Raw genomic sequence first — 20,427 nt, 5'->3', positions numbered from 1 at the left:
GCCAGTAGAACCGGACGGGTAAGCCCGTCACAGCAGCAATGAGCGGCCGTTCGTCGAACTCCCTTGGTGTAAGGCGGCGGTAAGTGAGGTGGTACCGCGGTGCCGGGTGCGTTGTCCAACGCTGTTGGATGGCTGCACACGCGCCGTCCTCGCATCCTGAATGATCCACTTGTTCACCAGCTCAACCCAGGATGTCGAGATGACGTATTACCCTAAGGCCTCAGCAGCCCCGTCCGGTCCGGGCTCCTCTGCAGGAGTGTCCGCCTCCGTGAAGTTTCCGGAGATCGAAGAGCGGATCCTCAAGTACTGGGACCAGGACGGCACCTTCCAGGCAAGCATCGACCAGCGCAGCGCGGACCTCCCCGGCGGCGCCCCCGGCAGCAACGAATTCGTGTTCTACGACGGCCCGCCCTTCGCAAACGGCCTGCCGCACTACGGCCACCTGCTGACCGGCTACGCCAAGGATTTGGTGGGCCGCTACCAGACCCAGCGCGGCAAGCGCGTGGAGCGCCGGTTCGGCTGGGACACCCACGGCCTGCCCGCCGAGCTGGAAGCCATGAAACAGCTGGGCATGACGGACAAGACCCAGATCGAGGCCATGGGCATCGACAAGTTCAACGACGCCTGCCGCGCCTCGGTGATGAAGTACGCCAACGAGTGGCAGGCCTACGTCACCCGCCAGGCCCGCTGGGTGGACTTCGACAACGACTACAAGACGCTCAACGTCGAGTACATGGAGTCCGTACTCTGGGCTTTCAAGCAGCTGCACGAGAAGGGCCTGACCTACAACGGCTACCGCGTGCTGCCGTACTGCTGGAAGGACGAGACGCCGCTGTCCAACCATGAGCTGCGCATGGATGACGACGTTTACAAGAACCGCCAGGACCAGACCGTCACGGTGACGTTCCCCGTCAAGGCGGGGGAGTCGGAACTGTCCAAGCAGCTGGCCGGCGTGCAGGCGCTCGCCTGGACCACCACGCCCTGGACGCTGCCCACCAACCTGGCGCTCGCCGTCGGGCCGTCCATCAGCTACGCTGTGCTGCCCGCCGGACCGAACGGCGTCAAGGCCGCCTCGGCCGAAGCGCCCGTCACCGGCAGTTTCCTGCTCGCCGAGGACCTGCTGGGAACCTACGCGAAGGACCTCGGATACGACGACGCCGCTGCCGCGGCCGCCGCTGTAACCTCGACCCATACCGGAGCCGAGCTCGAGGGACTCGCCTACGAGGCGCTCTGGCACGACTTCGCCGACACGGAAAAATACGGCACCCAGAAGGCCTGGCAGTTCCTCGTGGCCGACTACGTCACCACCACCGACGGCACCGGCATCGTCCACCAGGCCCCGGCCTACGGTGAGGACGATCAGAAGGTCTGTGAGGAAGCCGGCATCCCCGTGGTCCTCTCCGTGGATGAGGGCGCCAAGTTCCTGCACCTGTTCGCCCACGGCGACCTGCACGACATCGTCGGGCTGCAGGTCTTCGAAGCCAACAAGCCCATCACCCAGGTGCTCCGCGCCCAGGGCCGCCTGGTCCGCCAGGCCAGCTACGAGCACAGCTACCCGCACTGCTGGCGCTGCCGCAACCCCCTGATCTACCGCGCCGTCTCCTCCTGGTACGTGGAGGTCACCAAGTTCCGCGACCGCATGTCCGAGCTGAACCAGGAGATCAACTGGATCCCCGGCAACGTCAAGGACGGCCAGTTTGGCAAGTGGCTCGCCAACGCCCGCGACTGGTCCATCAGCCGCAACCGCTACTGGGGCAGCCCCATCCCCGTGTGGCAGTCCAGCGACCCCGAGTACCCGCGCACGGACGTCTACGGCTCGCTCGCCGAAATCGAGGCCGACTTCGGCCGGCTGCCGCTGAACAAGGACGGCCAGGTGGACCTGCACCGGCCGTTCATCGACGAACTGACCCGCCCCAACCCGGACGACCCCCGCACCCCCGAAGAGGGCCAGTCCGTGATGCGCCGCGTGGAGGACGTGCTGGACGTCTGGTTCGACTCCGGCTCCATGCCCTACGGCCAGGTGCACTACCCCTTCGAAAACGAAGCCTGGTTCGACACGCACAACCCGGCCGACTTCATCGTGGAGTACATCGGGCAGACCCGCGGCTGGTTCTACATGCTGCACATCCTGTCCACCGCGCTGTTTGACCGCCCGGCCTTCCGGAACGTCATCAGCCACGGCATCGTGCTGGGCTCCGACGGTCAGAAGATGTCCAAGAGCCTGCGCAACTACCCGGACGTCTCCGAGGTGCTGGACCGCGACGGTTCCGACGCGATGCGCTGGTTCCTCATGTCGAGCCCCATCCTGCGCGGCGGCAACCTCGTGGTCACCGAACAGGGCATCCGCGACGGCGTTCGCCAGGTCATCCTGCCGCTGTGGAATGTGTACAGCTTCTTCACGCTGTACACGAATGCCGCGAAGGGCGGGAACGGCTACGACGCGCAGCTGCGGTACGACGGCTACATGGACACGCTGGACCAGTACCTGCTGGCCAACACCGGCGACCTCGTCCGGAACATGACCGCCCAGCTGGACACCTATGACATCTCCGGTGCCTGCGATGAACTCCGCAGCTACCTTGACATGCTCACCAACTGGTACGTCCGCCGCAGCCGGCAGCGCTTCTTCGACGAGAACGCCGACGCCTTCGACGCGCTGTACACCGCCCTGGAAGCTGTGTGCCGCGTGGCCGCCCCGCTGCTGCCGCTCGTCTCCGAGGAGATCTGGCGCGGCCTCACCGGCGGCCGCTCCGTGCACCTCGCCGACTGGCCGGATCCGGAGCTGTTCCCGTCCAATGCCGCGCTGGTCGAGGCGATGGACCGCGTGCAGCAGATCTGCTCCACCGGCTCCTCGCTGCGGAAGGCAGCCAACCTGCGCGTGCGCCTGCCGCTGCAGGAACTCACTGTCGTGGCACCCGGCGCGGATGCGCTGGGCGGTTTTGCCGCCGTCGTCGCCGACGAACTTAACCTGCGCTCGGTGCGCCTGCTCGACGCCGCCAGCGCCTCCCCGGAGGAGTTCGGCATCGAGCAGAAGCTCGTGGTCAACGCCCGGGCCGCCGGTCCGCGCCTCGGCAAGAACGTGCAGCTGGCCATCAAGGGTTCCAAATCCGGAGAGTGGTCAGTCTCCGACGCCGGTGTGGTCACCGCGGGCGGCCTTGAGCTGGAACCGCAGGAATACACACTGGAGACGGTCGTGGCAGAGTCCGACGGCGGTTCGGCAGCTGCGTCTTCTGCTGCCGCAGTTCTTCCCACTGGCGGCTTCGTGGTGCTCAACACGGAAGTTACCCCGGAGCTCGAGGCCGAAGGCCAGGCCCGGGACATGGTCCGTGCCGTCCAGCAGGCGCGCAAAGACGCCGGGCTGAACGTCAGCGACCGGATCCGGACCACGGTCACCGCCGCGCAGAACATCATCGACGCGCTGCTGGCGAACGCCGAGCTCGTGAAGACCGAAACGCTGACGCTGGAGCTGGAAGCGGTGCCCGCCGACGCCTCKGAACCGCGCATCACCGTCGAAAAAGTGGGGGCCTGAGACATGAGCGACGAATTCTCCGTGGAGAGCGTCTACGCCGAGCTGCTGGGCCGGGCGCCGGAAAACAAGATGGAGCCCCGGCTTGCGCCGCTGTTCCGGGCCATGGATGTGCTGGGGGAGCCGAACAAGGCCTATCCGATCATCCACATCACCGGCACCAACGGTAAAACGTCCACGGCACGGATGATCGAGGCGGGCCTGCGCGCCCACGGCCTCAGCACCGGGCGCTACACCAGTCCCCACCTGTCCAAGGTGACGGAGCGGATCAGCCTGGACGGCGAGCCTGTGTCCGACGAGACGTTCGTGCGGATCTGGGACGAGATCCGGCCGTACCTGCAGATCGTCGACGGCGAACTCACTGCCGAGGGCCAGCCCCGGCTCACGTACTTCGAGTGCCTGACCATCCTGGCCTTCGCCGTATTCGCCGACCAGCCGGTCAATGTGGCGATTATGGAGGTGGGGCTCGGCGGCATCACCGACGCCACCAATGTGGGCGACGGCCAGGTGTCCGTGGTGACGCCCATTTCCCTCGACCACACCGACCTGCTGGGCGACACCACCGAGGACATCGCCCATGAGAAGGCCGGCATCATCAAGCCCGGCGGTTTCCTCGTCAGCGCGGCCCAGCCGCTGGATGCCGCGCAGGTCCTGCTGGAGAAGGCGAAGGAGGTGCAGGTGCCGTTCCGCTTCGAAGGGGTGGAATTCGGCGTCGAATCCCGGCAGGTCGCCGTCGGCGGACAGGTGGTGACGGTCCAGGGCATCGCCGGCCGCTACCCGGACCTCATGGTCCCGCTGCACGGCGCCCACCAGGCCGAGAACGCTGCCGTGGCCGTGGCCGCCCTGGAGGCCTTCCTTGGCGGCGGCGAGAAGGAGCTGTCACTGGAGATCCTGCAGGAAGCCTTCGGCACGGTCTCGTCCCCGGGCCGCCTGGAGGTTCTGCGCACGGCCCCCACCATCATCGTGGACGCTGCCCACAACCCGGACGGCATCCGTGCCTCCGCCGAGGCCATCCAGGAGGCATTCAGCTTCAGCAAGCTGGTGGTGGTGGTGGGTGTGCTCAAGGAGAAGGACGCCGAGGAGATCCTGCGCCAGCTCAAGGAGTCACTGGGCGGCCTCGCGGAGGAATTCTGCTTCACCCAGTCCAACTCCCCGCGGGCGGTGCCTGCGGCGGAACTGGCGGAGCTCGCCGTCGACCTCGGCTTTGGCGAGGAAAACGTGCACATCGCCGAGAAGCTGGACGATGCGCTGGAGTGGGCCGTTGAACGCGCCGAAGCCAACGACGACCTCGCCGGCGGCGTGCTGGTGACCGGGTCCATCACACTCGTGGCGGACGCCCGAATCCTGCTTGGAAAGGCAGCCGCCTGATGGCCCGGCTCACCAAGGCCCAGCGCGAATGGCGCCCCGGCATGCCCAAGAAGCGCCGGTCCACCAAGGTCATGTTCGGCTCGACGGTCCTGCTGCTCGAGGCCTTCGTGGTCTTCTTCGCAACCCTGGCGGTGTTCGGCCTGCGCCGCGCTGAGATTTCCCCGGCGCTGATCCTCTCCGTGGGCATCGGGCTGAGCGTGGTGCTGGTCCTCGCCTGCGCCGTGCTGTCCAGGCCGTGGGGTGTGGCGCTGGGCTGGATCCTGCAGGTTGTGCTCATCCTCACCGGATTCGCGGAACCCATGATGTTCCTCGTCGGTGTGCTCTTCGCCATCGCCTGGTGGTACGGCATCCGTGCCGGCATCCGGATTGACCGTGAATCCGCCCAGCGGGACCGCGAGCAGGCTGAATGGGAGGCCGCGCACCCGGATGCCGCCGGCAACGATGGCGCCGGCCGAACCCCGTAGACTTACCGTCGAAACCCACAACCAACCTCATTGGAGCAACTGTGAGCATTGAGCGCACCCTTGTCCTGATCAAGCCGGACGGCGTCAGCCGCAACCTGACTGGCGAAATCCTCAAGAGGATCGAAGCCAAGGGCTACACCCTGGCCGAACTCAAGAAGACCAACGCCAGCCGTGAGCTGCTCGAGCAGCACTACGAGGAGCACGTGGGCAAGCCGTTCTACGAGCCGCTCGTGGAGTTCATGCTCAGCGGCCCCGTGGTCGCGGCCATCTTCGAAGGCCACCGCGTGATCGAGGGCTTCCGGTCTCTGGCCGGCACCACCGACCCCACGACGGCCGCGCCCGGAACCATCCGCGGCGACTTCGGCCGCGACTGGGGCCTGAAGGTCCAGCAGAACCTCGTCCACGGCTCCGACTCGGGGGACTCGGCCGAGCGCGAAATCAAGATCTGGTTCCAGGCCTGATCTTCCAGACAGGCTAAGCGCGCGGGCAGGTTAAGCGCGAACTGGCAGCTGAAGCCCCGAAAAGCTGGTTTTCAGGGCGTTAGCTGCCAGTTCGCGCTTTTTCGTTGGACTAGAAACCTGAGGTACCGGCGAACACCTGGATGAACGCGAAGAAAATCGTGGCGATCACGGCGACATACAGCAGGGCGGAGATGATCCAGCCCGAGTCGCCCATGATCCGGGCAAGGCCTGCCGGCGCCGGAATCACGCCGCGGACAACGTTCCGCACCGTGACCCAGACAAAGAGCGGAATCATCGCTGCCCAGACAATCATGCAGAACGGGCACAGGATGTGGATTGAGTAGAGCGCCTGCGACCACAGCCACACCACGAAGATGAAGCCAAGGGTGACGCCGGCCTGCAGTCCAAGCCAGTACCAGCGGGCGAACCGGGCGCCGGCAAGCAGCGCCATTCCCACGGTAACCGTGATGGCGAAGGCGACAATCCCGATGAACATGTTGGGAAAGCCGAATACCGAACTCTGCCACGTCTGCATGACCTGCCCGCAGGAAATCCAGGGGTTCACGTCGCAGACGGTGGTGTGGTTGGGATCCTTGAGGACCTCGAGCTTCTCCAGTACCAGGGTTCCGGACGCCAGCCAGCCCACGATGCCCGTGATCACCAGCAGCCAGCCGAAGGGGCGGTCGCGGGTCATGGCAGGCGTTGAGCCCCCGGCCGAAGCCGCGGCGGCCCCGGTCCCCTCCTGATGGTCCTGATCGAAGTCCGTGCCCGTTGGAGGCGAAGTGCGTGGCATGGGATGGCGTCCTTTTGTCTGGGGTGCTTCCTGCCCAGATTGTATCGCCGCAGGCTTGAAGCACGCTGGATCCGGCGCCGTCGGCGTCTTGACCGGCTTTGTCACACGCTTACAGCGTGTTTGAAGGTCCATATGAGAGAATGAACGTGGCTGGAGCGCGAACCACATTCGTACTCCAGTCCGGTGGCTTGTTCTCAAGACCGCCAATGAGCAGTGGTGCAGGCTTTGGAAAGAAGATCCGGCCTCCCGCATTCCATTGGACGGCACCTGTTGTGGTTGTCAGAAACAACGGGTTCCAGTAACAAGCCCGCCGGCCTGTCAGGCCTGCCGCACCCCACTGCCGGTGCGAGCCTGCTGGTATCCAATTGACTTCTGTCAATGCCCGCGGGTTTTGACAATATGTGCCCCAACGGGTGCCGGATGTGGCGGTACGTCAGGGGCAGGAGTGTTGCCACATATGGATAATGACCAGGTCATAGCCGTTAACGAAGAACCGGCTGCCAACGGGGACGCAGCTGCCGAGGCACCAAAGAAGGTCACCAGGACCCGACGCAAGCCGTCGCCTAAGGCCACAGCGGACGCGGAGGCGCCGGCATCGGAAGCTCCGGCCTCGGAGACCCTGACGCCGGAAGCCGCAGCGACCCAAGCGGCAGCTACCGAAACCGGTGCGCCTCAGCAGGCCGTCGCGGAGGCCGCGGAAACCCCCGCCAAGACACCGGTGCGCCGGACGCGCGCGCGGAAGAAGGTCGCCGAAGAACCGTTGCCTGCCTTTGCAGAATCCGTGGGCGCGGAAGCTGAGGCGCAGGTAACCGATGTGCCGGCAGCCGAGGCTGTTCCGTCCTCTGAGGAGCCGGCCGCCGAGTCGAAGCCGGTCCGCCGCCGCCGCGCAACAAAGCCCAAGGTCACCGAGCCGGCCGAAAACACCGCCGAGGCCCCTGCTGCTGGCACGGCCGCAGCGGCCACAGAGCCTGCAACAACTGAGTCTGCAGACGCTGCTGCCGCCGCGCCCGCAACCGAAGCAGCCCCTGCTGCGCCGGCCTTTGCAACGGACGCCGCCGCCGAGGAAGAAGCTGAGGAGGAGACTGCCGAACAGTCGCCGCTGGGTTCGCTTTTCCTGGAGCCGGCGTCAGTAACGTCGATCATCTTCCAGGCCCCCGACCTGAACACGGTCATCCGTCCCGCCGCTTCCGCAGCGAAAGAGGAAACGGCCGCCGAAGAGGGCGAGGACGAGCTGGAGGACGACGACGACGGCGGCCGACGCCGGCGGCGCAGCCGCGGACGCCGCGGCCGCAGCCGGACCGACCGCGAGGTCACCGACGGCGATGAAGGAACAGACGATTCCGAAGAGGACGGCGAGGATGAGGGTGCGCAGCCGGAAGACGGGGTGACGTCCCGCCGTCGCCGTCGCCGCCGCCGCGGTGACCAGGACCTGGAACTGACCGGCGGGGGAGAAGACGATCCGCCCAACACGGTCACCCGCGTCCGCGCCCCCCGGGCCATCAGCGAGGCACCGGCGAGCAACCGCGTGACCAGCGTCAAGGGATCCACCCGCCTGGAAGCCAAGAAGCAGCGCCGCCGCGAATCGCGGGACACCGGCCGCCGCCGCACCGTGATCACCGAGGCCGAGTTCCTGGCCCGCCGGGAGTCGGTGGACCGCCAGATGATCGTCCGCCAGCGCGACGACAGAATCCAGATCGGCGTCCTGGAGGACGGCGTCCTGGCTGAACACTTCGTCTCCAAGACGCAGCAGGACTCCCTGATCGGCAACGTCTACCTGGGCAAGGTCCAGAACGTCCTGCCGTCCATGGAAGCCGCCTTCGTGGACATCGGACGCGGCCGCAACGCCGTGCTGTACGCCGGCGAGGTCAACTGGGACGCAGCCACCCTCGAAGGCAAGCAGCGCCGCATCGAGAACGCGCTGAAGTCCGGCGACTCCGTCCTAGTCCAGGTCACCAAGGATCCGGTGGGCCACAAGGGTGCGCGGCTCACCAGCCAGATCTCCCTCCCGGGCCGGTACCTCGTGTACGTCCCCGGCGGATCCATGACCGGCATCTCCCGCAAGCTGCCCGACGTCGAACGCAACCGCCTCAAGCGGATCCTCAAGGACCGCCTCCCCGAGGACGCGGGCGTCATTGTCCGCACGGCCGCTGAAGGCGCCTCCGAGGAGGAGCTGACACACGACATCAACCGTCTCCGTGCCCAGTGGGAGGGGATTGAGAGCCAGGCGAAGTCCACCAAGGTCCTCGCACCCGAAGTGCTCTACGGTGAACCGGACCTGACCATCAAGGTTGTGCGCGACGTCTTCAATGAGGACTTCTCCAAGCTGATCGTCTCCGGCGACGAAGCCTGGGACACCATCGAGGCCTACGTCACCTACGTTGCCCCGGACCTGGTGGGCAGGCTCGAAAAGTGGACCAAGGACGAGGACATCTTCTCCGCCTGGCGCATTGACGAGCAGATCCACAAGGCACTGGACCGTAAGGTATTCCTGCCGTCGGGCGGCTCGCTGGTCATCGACCGGACCGAGGCCATGACGGTTGTTGACGTCAACACCGGCAAGTTCACCGGCAGCGGTGGCAACCTCGAAGAGACCGTCACCAAGAACAACCTGGAGGCGGCAGAGGAAGTCGTCCGCCAGCTGCGGCTGCGCGATATCGGCGGCATCATCGTCATCGACTTCATCGACATGGTGCTGGAGTCCAACCGCGACCTGGTCCTCCGCCGCCTGGTGGAGTGCCTCGGCCGCGACCGGACCAAGCACCAGGTGGCCGAGGTGACCACGCTGGGACTCGTGCAGATGACCCGCAAGCGCATGGGCACCGGTCTCCTGGAAGTCTTCGGCGAGCAGTGCGAGGCATGTGCCGGCCGGGGCGTCGTCACCCATGACGAGCCGGTGGAGCACCGCCGCGCCAACACGGTGGCCGCTGAGCACCACATCCACCGTGCGGAGATCCAGCCGCCGGCCCGGACGGAACGGAAGCGCCGCCGCGGCAAGGGCGGAGTGCCGGTCCCGGAGACTGTTCCGGCTGCACCTGCTGCCGCGCACCACCCCGAACCGTCGGAGGCGGAACGGCACGCCAAGGCTGAAGCGACCCGCGCAGCCCTCGCCAATATTGCGGCAGCGGCGCACGCGGCGCACCTGCATGAGGAAGCAGCGCACAGTGCCGCCGCGGAGGGTGAGGCAGCCCGTCCGGCAGCACCTGCGGCCGCCGCACCGGAAAGCCCTGTGGTGCACCGTGCTCCGGAAACGGAAAGCGTCTCCGGACGTCCCGGCGCAGTGCTCACGTTCGGCGGCGAGAAGGTGATTCTTCCGTTCGTTGACCACAGTGAAGAGCCAGCCAAGGAGGCACCTGCCCTGACGCTGGACCGGCTCGAGGAAGCCTTCGCACACCTCGGCGCCCCGGTTGCACCCGCCGAGGACGAGTCGGCTCCGGAGCCGGCCGAAGCGGCGCATGCCCAGGAACCGGAAACCAGGCCCGCTGTACGGCAGCCGCCGGAAAGCTCCACGGTGCCGTCCCGCGGCCGCCGTCCCCGCCGCAACCGCAGTGCCAGCCGCGCCCAGGGTGCAGCCAACGAGACATCCGTGGAACACCACGAGGTTGCTCCGGCTGCCGCCGAAGGGCACTCACACGAGGCCAAGGCACCTGAGGCGGGAAACGCGCAGGGAACCCAGCCGGCTCTGCATGCCAGTGAGCCGATCATCCTGGGGGTCGGGGTACCCGCCTCTGAACTCTGAGCTGACTGGACACTGAGCTGACTGAGCTCTGAATACACCGGTGGAAAAGGTCCGGCACCGCGCAAGCGGTGCCGGACCTTTCCGGTTCCGGAACATTTGCAACGGGCCGTGGCAGGGGACAAAGGCGGCGGCCTGCAACCTGTCGTAAATGTCCATTTCGGCGCCCCCCGCCCAACGAACCGCTAGGCTGGGGGACTGACACGGGGTGCCGCGCAAGGGCCGGCTGAGATCCAAACCCGTTGAACCTGTCCGGTTAGCACCGGCGAAGGGATGTCTTCCTTGTCATCAGCATCACTCCTGCCCGCACCCGCCGCTTTCCAGCCGGAAACGGCGCCGCCGGCTGCCCCGACGGCCCGCGCCGTTCCGCGCGTCCTGGCCATCGCAGGCTCGGATCCGTCCGGCGGCGCAGGCGTCCAGGCCGACCTGAAGAGCATCGCAGCCCACGGCGGCTACGGGATGGCCGCCATTACGGCCCTCACGGCGCAAAACACCACCGGCGTTCGCGGCGTGCACGTTCCGCCGGCCTCCTTCCTGTCCGCGCAACTGGACGCTGTCAGCGACGACATCCGCGTGGACGCCGTGAAAATCGGCATGCTGGGCGATGAACAGGTGATCGCTGCCGTCCGCAGCTGGCTCGAAAAGGTGCGGCCCGGCGTCGTCGTCCTCGATCCGGTGATGGTGGCCACCAGCGGTGACCGCCTCCTCCGGGAGTCTGCGGAGGCTGCGCTGCGGCAGCTGCTGCCTCTGGCGGACCTGATCACCCCCAATCTTCCCGAACTGGCCATGCTGCTCGGGGAGCCGGATGCTGCCGACTGGTCAGCCGCCCTTGACCAGGGCCGGCGCCTCGCGGCCCAGACAGGTGCCACGGTGCTCGTCAAAGGCGGGCACCTGGACGGCTCAACGTGCCCGGACGCCCTCGTCAACACCGCCGGGCTGCTGTCGGCGGAAGTGGTGGAGGTTGCGGGGGAGCGGGTCCCCACACGGAACAGCCACGGTACCGGATGCTCGCTCTCCTCGGCCATGGCCACGGCGCAGGCACGGCTGGGCGACTGGGAAGCATCGCTGCGGGCGGTCAAGCCCTGGCTGGCCGAGGCCCTCCGCACGTCCGGGCATCTGGATGTCGGCGCCGGCAACGGACCGATCAACCATTTCCACCACCTGGCCCAGCCTGAACGGAAGGGCGGGTTCGCCGAACTGCTGCGTGCCGAGACTGTTGCGGACCTGGACGCAATTTATGGCCTGGGCTTCATCCGTGGCCTTGCCGAGGGCACCCTGGCGGAAAAGCACTTCGCGTATTACCTGGCGCAGGATGCCATCTATCTCAACGGCTACTCCCGGGTCCTAGCCCGGGCCAGTGCGTTGGCACCGAGCGAGTCCGAGCAGCTGTTCTGGGCGCGCTCCGCCCAGCAATGCCTGGAGGTTGAGTCGGAACTGCACCGCAACTGGCTCAGCACGCGCAGCGTGCAGACGGAACTGGGCCCGGTCACCAAGGCCTACGTCGATCACCTGCTGGCGTCGTCGGCAGGCGGCAGCTACGCCGTGCTGGTCGCCGCGGTCCTGCCCTGTTTCTGGCTGTACGCCGAGGTCGGGGAGACCTTGCACGCCGAGTATGTGGCCGCCGGGGCCCAGGCCGGGCACCCCTACGCGGAGTGGCTGCGGACGTATGCCGACGAGGACTTTGCCGCCGCCACCCTGCGTGCCATCGAAATCGCCGACGACGCCGGACGGGCCGCGTCAGCAGGGGAGCGCGAAGCAATGATCACCGCTTTCCGGCAGTCCTGCCGGTACGAGGTGGAATTCTTCGACGCGCCGAGCCGCCACAGCTGAGCGGAACCGGCCGCAGTGCCCGGTAGGATAGTCGCGCACGGCATCGGAGATCCGGGACGGTGGCCCCTGTGGCGCTTATCACGGACAAACCGCCGGTGCCAGCCTCATTTGCGGCCGACGACGGAATTAGCGTATTCTAGATCTTCGGTGCTTACGCCAACACTTGGGTTATGACCCGGGATAGTCCACTCGGGCTTGTTCCTGGGATAGCTCACGGGTTCCCTTTGGGCAATCCACGGCGTTGAGGCACAGCGCGAACCAGGCCAATTTCCGGACCCGGGTTCCGCACGCAAATTTAGTAATAGACGTCGAGAGAAGTGAGTTCCCAAGTGGTGTACGCGATTGTCCGCGCAGGCGGCCGCCAAGAGAAGGTTTCCGTTGGAGACTTCGTTACCCTGAACCGCGTCGCCGGTGGAGCTGGCAGCACCATTGAGCTGCCCGCACTGCTCCTGGTGGACGGTGACAAGGTCACCTCCGCAGCTGCGGACCTGGCCAAGGTAACTGTTACGGCTGAGATCCTTCAGGACCTTCGTGGTCCGAAGATCGTCATCCAGAAGTTCAAGAACAAGACCGGCTACAAGAAGCGCCAGGGTCACCGCCAGGAATTGACCAAGGTCAAGATCACCGGCATCAAGTAACCTTCGGTTACTGAACAGGTTCCCCGCAGTTTTCCAGAATTAAAGGCAGGCATTCCAAATGGCACACAAAAAAGGCGCGAGCTCCACTCGCAACGGTCGTGACTCCAACGCCCAGTACCTCGGCGTCAAGCGCTTCGGCGGCCAGGTAGTTTCCGCTGGCGAAATCATCGTCCGCCAGCGCGGCACCCACTTCCACCCCGGTGCGGGCGTCGGCCGTGGCGGCGACGACACCCTGTTCGCCCTGCAGGCAGGTGCCGTTGAATTCGGTACGCGCCGCGGCCGTCGGGTCGTCAACATCGTTGCTGCTGCAGCTGCAGAGTAACAACAAGTTCTGAACCGGTGGAGCGGGCCATGATGGCTCGCTCCACTGTTCTTTTAACCGCATTACAATCGATTTGGACGTCCAGGACGGCCGGATCTAGCAACAGAGGAGATTCACCGTGGCGAGCTTTGTAGACCGGGTAGTACTGCACGTATCCGGCGGTACCGGCGGCCACGGCTGTGTCTCCGTCCACCGCGAGAAGTTCAAGCCGCTCGGCGGGCCCGACGGCGGCAACGGCGGCAACGGGGGCGACGTCATCCTGCGCGTTGACCTGCAAACCACCACGCTGCTCGACTACCACCACGCACCCCACCGCCACGCCACCAACGGCGGCCCCGGCATGGGTGACTGGCGCGGCGGCAAGAACGGCGAGACCCTGGTCCTGCCCGTACCCGACGGCACCGTCGTCAAGACCAAGGACGGCAAGGTCCTTGCTGACCTTGTGGGGGAGGGCGCCGAATTCGTCGCAGCGTCCGGCGGCCCGGGCGGCCTCGGCAACGCCGCGCTGTCCTCACAGAAGCGCCGGGCGCCAGGTTTCGCACTGCTCGGCATCGAGGGTGATGCCAGCGATATCGTCCTGGAGCTGAAATCGATCGCAGATATTGCCCTGGTGGGTTTCCCCTCCGCAGGCAAGTCCAGCCTGATCGCGGCCATGTCCGCCGCCCGCCCGAAGATCGCCGACTACCCCTTCACCACCCTCATTCCCAACCTGGGCGTGGTCCAGGCCGGCGACGTGCGTTTCACCATCGCCGACGTTCCGGGCCTCATCGAGGGCGCCAGCGAGGGCAAGGGCCTGGGCCACAACTTCCTCCGCCACGTCGAGCGCTGCGCAGCTTTGGTGCACGTTTTGGACTGCGGTACGCTGGAATCTGACCGAGATCCACTCTCCGACCTCGCAATTATCGAAACCGAGCTCGAAAAGTATGCGGTGGACATGAGCTACGCCGGCACGAACGGCGAAGTTGTCCCGCTCAACCACCGGCCCCGGCTGGTGGCACTTAATAAGGTCGACCTGCCGGACGGCAAGGACATGGCCGAGTTCGTCCGGCCGGAGCTGGAGTCCCGCGGCTACCGGGTCTTCGAAGTTTCAGCCACGAGCCATGAGGGCCTGCGCCAGCTTGGCTTTGCCATGGCAGAGATCGTCAAGGCCGCCCGCGACAGCGTGGAGGCGACGCCGCCGAAGGTGCATGCACCAGTACTGCGGCCCCGCGCCGTCAACGAGACCGGTTTCCGGATCCGCCGTGAGGAGAAAAACCTGGAGCCGCTGTTCCGCGTTTTGGGCGACAAGCCCGTGCGCTGGGTCAAGCAGACGGACTTCACCAACGAGGAAGCCATTGGCTACCTCGCGGACCGGCTGGCCAAGCTCGGCGTCGAAACCGAGTTGTTCAAGCAGGGCGCCAAGCCCGGCGACACCGTTGTGATCGGTGAGGACGACGGTGTGGTGTTCGACTGGGAGCCGACCATGATGGCTGGCGCAGAGCTGCTGGCATCGCCGCGCGGCACGGACGTCCGGTTCGCAGATATCGGCGACCGTCCCACCCGTGGCCAGAAGCGCGAGGAACAGATCGAGCGCCGCGACGCGAAGGCAGCGGCACGGGCCGAGCTGGAAGCCGAGCGTAAAGCCGGCATCTGGACCGAGTCCGTCAGCGCGCGCCGGGCTGCCCGGCCACTCAAGGAGAGCGGACTTACCACCGAAAATGAGGAGTGAACCCGCACACGTGACCGATACTTCCGCAATTGTCATCGAGGAACCCAGGACCGACGACCGCAGCATGCTCGCCAGGGCACGCCGCATTGTGGTCAAAGTAGGATCGTCGTCCCTTACCAGCATCAAGGGCGGAATATCGGAGGAGGCGCTGACCGAGCTTTCGGACGTGCTGGCTGCCAAGTGCAACGCGGGAACGGAGATCATCCTTGTCTCCTCAGGTGCCATTTCGGCCGGTCTCGCGCCGCTGGGCCTGGCCAAGCGCCCGCGTGACCTCGCGACGCAGCAGGCGGCTGCCAGTGTGGGGCAGGGCCTGCTGATGGCGCGGTACACGCACGCCTTCGCCGCGCACGGCGTCACCGTGAGCCAGGTGCTCCTCACCGCCGACGACCTCATGCGGCGCAGCCACCACCAGAATGCATTCCGTGCCCTCAACCGGCTGCTTAACCTCGGTGTGGTGCCCGTCGTGAACGAGAACGACACCGTCGCCACGCACAAGATCCGCTTCGGCGACAACGACCGCCTGTCCGCCCTCGTGGCGCACCTGGTGCGTGCCGACGCGCTGGTGCTGTTGTCCGACGTCGATTCCCTCTACGACGGTCCGCCAGCCGAGGGCGCCAAGCGGATTCCGCAGGTGGACGGACCGGAGGACCTGGACGGCGTTTCCATCGGCAGGACCGGCAAGGCCGGGGTGGGCACCGGCGGCATGCAGACCAAGGTGGAGGCGGCCCTCATGGCCGCCGATTCGGGCATCCCGGCGCTCGTGACGTCCACCTCGAACGCCGCCGCGGCCTTGGCCGGCGAGGACGTCGGAACCTGGTTTACCGTCAACGGGGCACGCAAGTCCGTCCGGATGATGTGGCTCGCGCACCTCGCCCATGTGCAGGGGCGGCTGATCCTCGACGACGGCGCCGTCCGGGCCGTGCGGGACAACCACACCTCGCTGCTGCCCGCCGGCATCACGGCCGTTGAAGGAAACTTCGAAAGCGGTGACGCCGTCGAAATGGTCTCGCTGGGCGGGACAGTGATCGCCCGCGGCCTGGTGAACTACTCCGCGGCCGAACTGCCGCAGATGCTCGGACGGTCCACCGTGGAACTGGGCGAGGCCCTCGGCCGCGGATTCGACCGTGAAGTTGTTCACGTTGACGACCTGGTTCTGGTCTAGGCGCCGGACTCGCCTAGACTTGGATGATGACTGAGGCACTGATGAACCAAGCAGCTGAGAAATCCAACGACGCTACGACGGTCCCCTCCCTGCCGGCAGACAGCCAGCCCGCACCGGCAGAGGTCGAGTCGGCCGTCTACGCTATCGCCGACCGCTCCCGCCAGGCTGCCCGCAGCATGGGCCGCGCCAACCGGGCCTGGAAGGACAAGGCCCTGCGCGCCATCGGGAGCGCCCTGACCGCGAACAAACAGCAGATCCTGGCCGCGAACACCAAGGACGTCGAGGCGGGCCGCGCCAACGGCACGTCCGCCGCGCTCCTGGACCGGCTGACCCTGAACGACACCCGCATTGCCGCCCTCGCCGCCGCCCTGGAGAACCTGGCCGGGCTGCCCGATCCCGTGGGCAACGTGGTGCGCGGCCAGACCCTGCCGAACGGCCTGCGCCTGCGCCAGATCAATGTCCCCATGGGCGTGGTGGCAGCCATTTACGAGGCCCGTCCGAACGTGACCGTGGACATTGCCGGCCTGGCGCTCAAGAGCGGCAACGCCGTGATCCTCCGCGGCGGTTCGGCGGCAGCCTTCACCAACGAGGCGCTCATCCGCGTGCTGCGCGAGGCCCTGGAGTCCGTGGGCCTGCCCGCGGACGCCGTGCAGAGCGTGGACCAGTACGGCCGCGAGGGCGCCAACGTCCTCATGCGGGCCCGCGGACGCGTGGACGTGCTGATTCCCCGCGGCGGCCGGGAACTGATCCAGACCGTGGTCAACAACTCCTCCGTACCGGTCATCGAGACCGGGGAGGGGAACGTCCACATCTTCATCGACGAGTCGGCCAGCGAAGACATGGCGGTGGAGATTCTCCTCAACGCCAAGACGCAGCGCCCCAGCGTCTGCAACACGGTGGAAACGCTCCTCGTGCACTCCCGGTCCACGGTGCTGCCCGCCGTCGCCGCGGCGCTGACCAAAGCGGGCGTCCGGTTGCATGCCGATGACCGCGTCCGGGCGGCGCTCCCCGCGTCGGTGGAATCCCAGCCGGCCACGGACGACGACTGGGCCACCGAGTACATGGACCTGGACCTGGCCGTGGCCATGGTGGACAGCCTGGACGACGCCGTGAAGCACATCCGCACGTGGTCCACGGGACACACCGAAGCCATCCTGACAAATGACCTGCGCAACGCCGAGCGCTTCATCGCGGAAATCGACTCCGCTGCGGTCATTGTGAACGCATCCACGCGGTTTACCGACGGCGGCGAGCTGGGCCTGGGTGCCGAGGTCGGCATTTCCACGCAGAAGCTTCACGCCCGCGGCCCGATGGGCCTGACCGAGCTGACCACCACCAAGTGGATTGTCCAGGGCGAGGGCCAAGTCCGCTCCTGACATAGCGGTAACATTAGTAAAGAAGTCCGGACCGGCGGGAATCTCCGCCGTCGTCATCCTTTTATTCCTAGGGGAGAAAATGCTGCTCCAGCAGATTGCCGCGTCAGTTGCCGAACACGAGGAGAAAGCACCTTTGTGGGCCGAACCATGGGTCTTCGGCATCTCGATGTTCGCCATCTTTGTGGTGTTGATGTTTGTTACCCTCTCCTACGGCAACCTGGGCAAGCGGCACACCGCTGTTGATGAGCACGCGGACCCGCACCGCCAGCACCCCAACAAGCACGACCACGGCCAGGGCCACTAACATTTCCGCCGCATTGCTCCACAGGGATACGCAGCGCCGGCTGCGGCTGGGCGTGATGGGCGGGACCTTCGATCCCATCCATCACGGCCACCTTGTGGCCGCCAGTGAGGTGGCCGCCAAGTTCGGGCTCGATGAAGTCGTGTTCGTTCCCACCGGCCAGCCATGGCAGAAGTCCAGCAAGAAGGTCAGCGAACCTGAGCACCGTTATTTGATGACGGTGATCGCTACGGCGTCGAACCCGCGGTTTACCGTCAGCCGTGTCGATGTGGACCGTCCCGGTCCCACATACACCATCGATACCCTCCGCGATCTCCGTACCCAGCGGCCGGACGCCGACCTGTTCTTCATCACCGGCGCAGATGCCCTGGCGCAAATCTTGTCGTGGAAGGACATTGACGAGCTATGGTCGCTGGCCCACTTCGTGGGAGTCACGCGGCCGGGCCATGAACTGGACGGCATGGGCCGAAAAGATGTCAGCCTGCTCGAGGTCCCCGCGATGGCGATCTCGTCAACCGACTGCCGCGCCCGCGTCGCCGCCCACAATCCGGTCTGGTACCTGGTTCCGGACGGCGTGGTGCAGTACATCGCGAAATACGAGCTCTACGCCGCACCGGCCGGGAACAGCAGCTCCGAACCTACCGAGACAATCGTCAGCCAGCACTGAATGAGTTTGAGATGAGTCAGGAACAGCCACCGATCCGCAGCCGCCGAGAACTGCGCAAGGCCCGGGATGAAGCCCTGGCCCAGAACCGGAACGCCGCCCCTCAGGGTGCCGGTGAGGTAACCCCTGCGTCGAAATCAGCTGCCCCCAAGGCTCCAGCCCCAAACCAGCCTGTTTCGAAACGTCCCGCCTCCGCAACCCCGGTCACGTCAACTCCTGCCGGTCCCGGAAAAACTGACTCCTCCCGTCCGGCCGGAGACGGCGGGCAGTCAAATGCCCGAGGACGCGTCCGCCGTGCGGCACCGGGTCCCGTGGACACCCCGGCAAGTGGTTCGGCCGCCGAACGCTCGTCCCAAATCCGAGCCCGCGACCGGGCGGCTCTGCGGACCATCAAGGAACTTGCCGAAAAGGAAGAACAGCTTTCCGGCGGTGGGCCGCCGACGCGCCGGCAGCTGAGGCTGATGCAGCTCAAGGAGCAGGCAGTCACCTCGGCGATGCCCATTGTGCCGCCGGCCGACGGCGGTGCCTCCGCTGGAAAGCCGCCCGCCGCTTCGTCCGGTACAGACGGTTCATCCAGCCCTGGCAGCAGGTCCACCCCTGGCACCAGCTCCAAGCCGGCCAGCCGTCCGGGCCCGCTGCCCGCGACTCCAGCAAGTGACGGGCTGCCCGAGGGCATGACGGTGGAGCAGGCCCTTGAAGCGCGTGCGCTCCTCGCCGAACAGGCCAAGAACCAGATCGCCAAGATGGAACACATCGCGGCGACAGACCCTGAAGCCGTGGATCCGGAAATCCTCGCCCAGCAGATCGCCCTGGCTGAACGGGCGGCTGTGCTCAACAAGCGGGCCATGGCCAAGCAGAAGCTGGCCGAACAGAACACCACGCCGCAAACGGGCCACAACGGTCCGTCCACCGCCAGCAACCTCGCCATGGTGACGCCGCTGGAATTTGAACAGGTTCCGGGTGTGGACCGTCCTGTCATGAAGCGGCCAGCCACCTCGTACGTTCCCGTGGTGACCAACCCCGGTCCGCGGGTCCCCGTCCGGGGCAACCGGGCCGCCAAAGCGTCCCGCTCAGCCGGGCCGTCCACCGGGCGGTCGCGGGTCATAGCCCGGGCGGAAGCAGCGGCCCGCTCTGCGGCGGCGCCTCCGGCCAGCGCCCGGCAAAATGCCGAATGGACCGAGGAGTCCGGCGAAGACGTCACTGCCCTGCCGCCCGTGTCCGCGAAGTCGGCCTATGGGCTGGAGCCCCTGGACGCAGCCACTGCCGGGCTTGGCCGGGCCAACCGGTTGAGGCTGATTCAGCTTGGCGTCCTCGCGCTGGGCGCAATCGCCCTTGTCGCCGGCGTCATCATGATCATCAGCGGCCTTTCACGCTGACTTCGGCCAGTACCACCACCTACGCTTTATCACCATCACAAGGAGTCCCGTGACTGCATCCGAATCGTCCGTCACCACAGCCCGGCACGCAGCCAGGGCCGCGGCGGACAAGATTGCCCAAAACATCGTCGCCCTTGACGTCAGCGAACGCCTGGCACTGGCGGACGTTTTCCTCATTGCCTCTGCACCCAGCGAACGCCAGGTCAATGCCATCGTCGACGGCATTGAAGAGGAGCTCATCAAACAGGATCTGCGCCCGGTCCGCAGGGAAGGCCGTTCGGCCGGCCGGTGGGTCCTGCTGGATTATGCAGACGTCGTCATCCATGTTCAGCATGAGGAAGACCGCGTCTTTTATGCCCTGGAGCGTCTCTGGAAGGACTGCCCGGTGGTGGACCTGCAGTTGGGCGACGACGCTTCCGCCAAGGCCGGTGCGGCCGCCGAACAGGAGTAGCCAGCAGAACCGAATATGCCCGATTTGGAATTTTCGGAAACGCTGTTCTAAGATATTTGAGTTGCTTCGGAGAGATCCGGACAGAAGAACGGATGGATCGGGCTTCGCCCGAGGTCTGAAGCAGCAAGAATACGGGGCTGTGGCGCAGCTGGTAGCGCACCTGCATGGCATGCAGGGGGTCAGGGGTTCGAGTCCCCTCAGCTCCACCGGATGATCCGCCGGAATCGAAAGATTCCGGCGGATTTTTCTTTGCC

The 20,427-nt window shown here is 66.3% G+C and carries 16 protein-coding genes, 1 tRNA gene and 1 riboswitch; of the genes, 16 read left to right on the top strand and 1 reads right to left on the bottom strand.

From position 1 onward, the window contains the following. The first annotated feature begins 199 nt into the window (after positions 1-199). From ileS to ndk, 4 genes are read left to right on the top strand one after another with little or no spacing between them, the layout of a single operon-like run. Entirely contained in the window at positions 200-3,529 is a 3,330-nt protein-coding gene (ileS, locus tag AC1DFE_RS11785) for an isoleucine--tRNA ligase (protein WP_476906057.1), read from the top strand. A 3-nt stretch (positions 3,530-3,532) separates the two neighbouring features. Continuing rightward, positions 3,533-4,894, top strand: a complete 1,362-nt coding sequence (locus AC1DFE_RS11780; protein ID WP_476906056.1) for a bifunctional folylpolyglutamate synthase/dihydrofolate synthase — start codon at positions 3,533-3,535, stop codon at positions 4,892-4,894. Next, a complete protein-coding gene (locus AC1DFE_RS11775; RefSeq protein WP_476906055.1) occupies positions 4,894-5,358 on the top strand; it encodes a DUF4233 domain-containing protein in 465 nt (154 codons plus the stop codon). Before AC1DFE_RS11780 ends, AC1DFE_RS11775 begins: the two co-directional genes overlap by 1 nt. 41 nt (positions 5,359-5,399) lie before the next feature. After that, entirely contained in the window at positions 5,400-5,819 is a 420-nt protein-coding gene (ndk, locus tag AC1DFE_RS11770) for a nucleoside-diphosphate kinase (RefSeq protein ID WP_476906054.1), read from the top strand. Positions 5,820-5,928: 109 nt separating this feature from the next. Here ndk and AC1DFE_RS11765 read toward each other — a convergent pair whose 3' ends face one another. Beyond that, positions 5,929-6,612 carry a vitamin K epoxide reductase family protein gene (locus AC1DFE_RS11765; protein WP_476906053.1) on the bottom strand — a complete coding sequence of 228 codons (684 nt, stop codon included), beginning with the start codon at positions 6,610-6,612 and terminating at the stop codon, positions 5,929-5,931. 457 nt (positions 6,613-7,069) lie between these two features. On the opposite strand from AC1DFE_RS11765, the gene AC1DFE_RS11760 reads away from it, so the two are divergent. From AC1DFE_RS11760 to AC1DFE_RS11705, 12 genes are all read left to right on the top strand, one after another. Continuing rightward, positions 7,070-10,348, top strand: a complete 3,279-nt coding sequence (locus AC1DFE_RS11760) for an Rne/Rng family ribonuclease (RefSeq protein WP_476906052.1) — start codon at positions 7,070-7,072, stop codon at positions 10,346-10,348. Positions 10,349-10,539: 191 nt separating this feature from the next. Further along, positions 10,540-10,636: riboswitch (TPP riboswitch) on the top strand. After that, complete coding sequence (gene thiD, locus AC1DFE_RS11755) at positions 10,619-12,175, top strand: bifunctional hydroxymethylpyrimidine kinase/phosphomethylpyrimidine kinase (protein ID WP_476906051.1); 1,557 nt, start codon at positions 10,619-10,621, stop codon at positions 12,173-12,175. (Overlaps the previous riboswitch by 18 nt.) Before the next feature lie 329 nt (positions 12,176-12,504). Next, positions 12,505-12,813, top strand: coding sequence for a 50S ribosomal protein L21 (rplU, locus tag AC1DFE_RS11750; RefSeq protein WP_003803420.1), 309 nt, complete (start codon positions 12,505-12,507; stop codon positions 12,811-12,813). 58 nt (positions 12,814-12,871) lie between these two features. Beyond that, positions 12,872-13,135 carry a 50S ribosomal protein L27 gene (rpmA, locus tag AC1DFE_RS11745; RefSeq protein ID WP_003803426.1) on the top strand — a complete coding sequence of 88 codons (264 nt, stop codon included), beginning with the start codon at positions 12,872-12,874 and terminating at the stop codon, positions 13,133-13,135. Between the two features lie 118 nt (positions 13,136-13,253). Then, positions 13,254-14,843: a GTPase ObgE gene (gene obgE / locus AC1DFE_RS11740; RefSeq protein WP_476906050.1), complete on the top strand. Its 1,590-nt coding sequence runs from the start codon at positions 13,254-13,256 to the stop codon at positions 14,841-14,843. 64 nt (positions 14,844-14,907) lie between these two features. Beyond that, positions 14,908-16,005, top strand: coding sequence for a glutamate 5-kinase (proB, locus tag AC1DFE_RS11735; protein ID WP_476906102.1), 1,098 nt, complete (start codon positions 14,908-14,910; stop codon positions 16,003-16,005). A 26-nt stretch (positions 16,006-16,031) separates the two neighbouring features. Continuing rightward, positions 16,032-17,381 carry a glutamate-5-semialdehyde dehydrogenase gene (locus AC1DFE_RS11730; RefSeq protein WP_476906049.1) on the top strand — a complete coding sequence of 450 codons (1,350 nt, stop codon included), beginning with the start codon at positions 16,032-16,034 and terminating at the stop codon, positions 17,379-17,381. Positions 17,382-17,460: 79 nt separating this feature from the next. Beyond that, on the top strand, positions 17,461-17,685 hold the full coding sequence (locus tag AC1DFE_RS11725) for a hypothetical protein (protein WP_476906048.1): 225 nt from the start codon (positions 17,461-17,463) through the stop codon (positions 17,683-17,685). A 55-nt stretch (positions 17,686-17,740) separates the two neighbouring features. Continuing rightward, positions 17,741-18,349: a nicotinate-nucleotide adenylyltransferase gene (gene nadD / locus AC1DFE_RS11720; RefSeq protein ID WP_476906101.1), complete on the top strand. Its 609-nt coding sequence runs from the start codon at positions 17,741-17,743 to the stop codon at positions 18,347-18,349. 11 nt (positions 18,350-18,360) lie between these two features. Then, positions 18,361-19,722: a hypothetical protein gene (locus AC1DFE_RS11715; protein WP_476906047.1), complete on the top strand. Its 1,362-nt coding sequence runs from the start codon at positions 18,361-18,363 to the stop codon at positions 19,720-19,722. A gap of 49 nt (positions 19,723-19,771) precedes the next feature. Then, positions 19,772-20,173 (top strand): ribosome silencing factor, encoded by a 402-nt coding sequence (rsfS, locus tag AC1DFE_RS11710; RefSeq protein ID WP_476906046.1) that lies wholly within the window; start codon positions 19,772-19,774, stop codon positions 20,171-20,173. Between the two features lie 133 nt (positions 20,174-20,306). Further along, positions 20,307-20,379 (top strand) — tRNA-Ala (locus tag AC1DFE_RS11705). Positions 20,380-20,427: the final 48 nt, after the last annotated feature.

Source organism: Arthrobacter sp. 05T423 (assembly GCF_056396245.1).
Note: the sequence above shows the minus strand (reverse complement) of the source record. Positions and strands in the feature narration are given on the sequence as shown.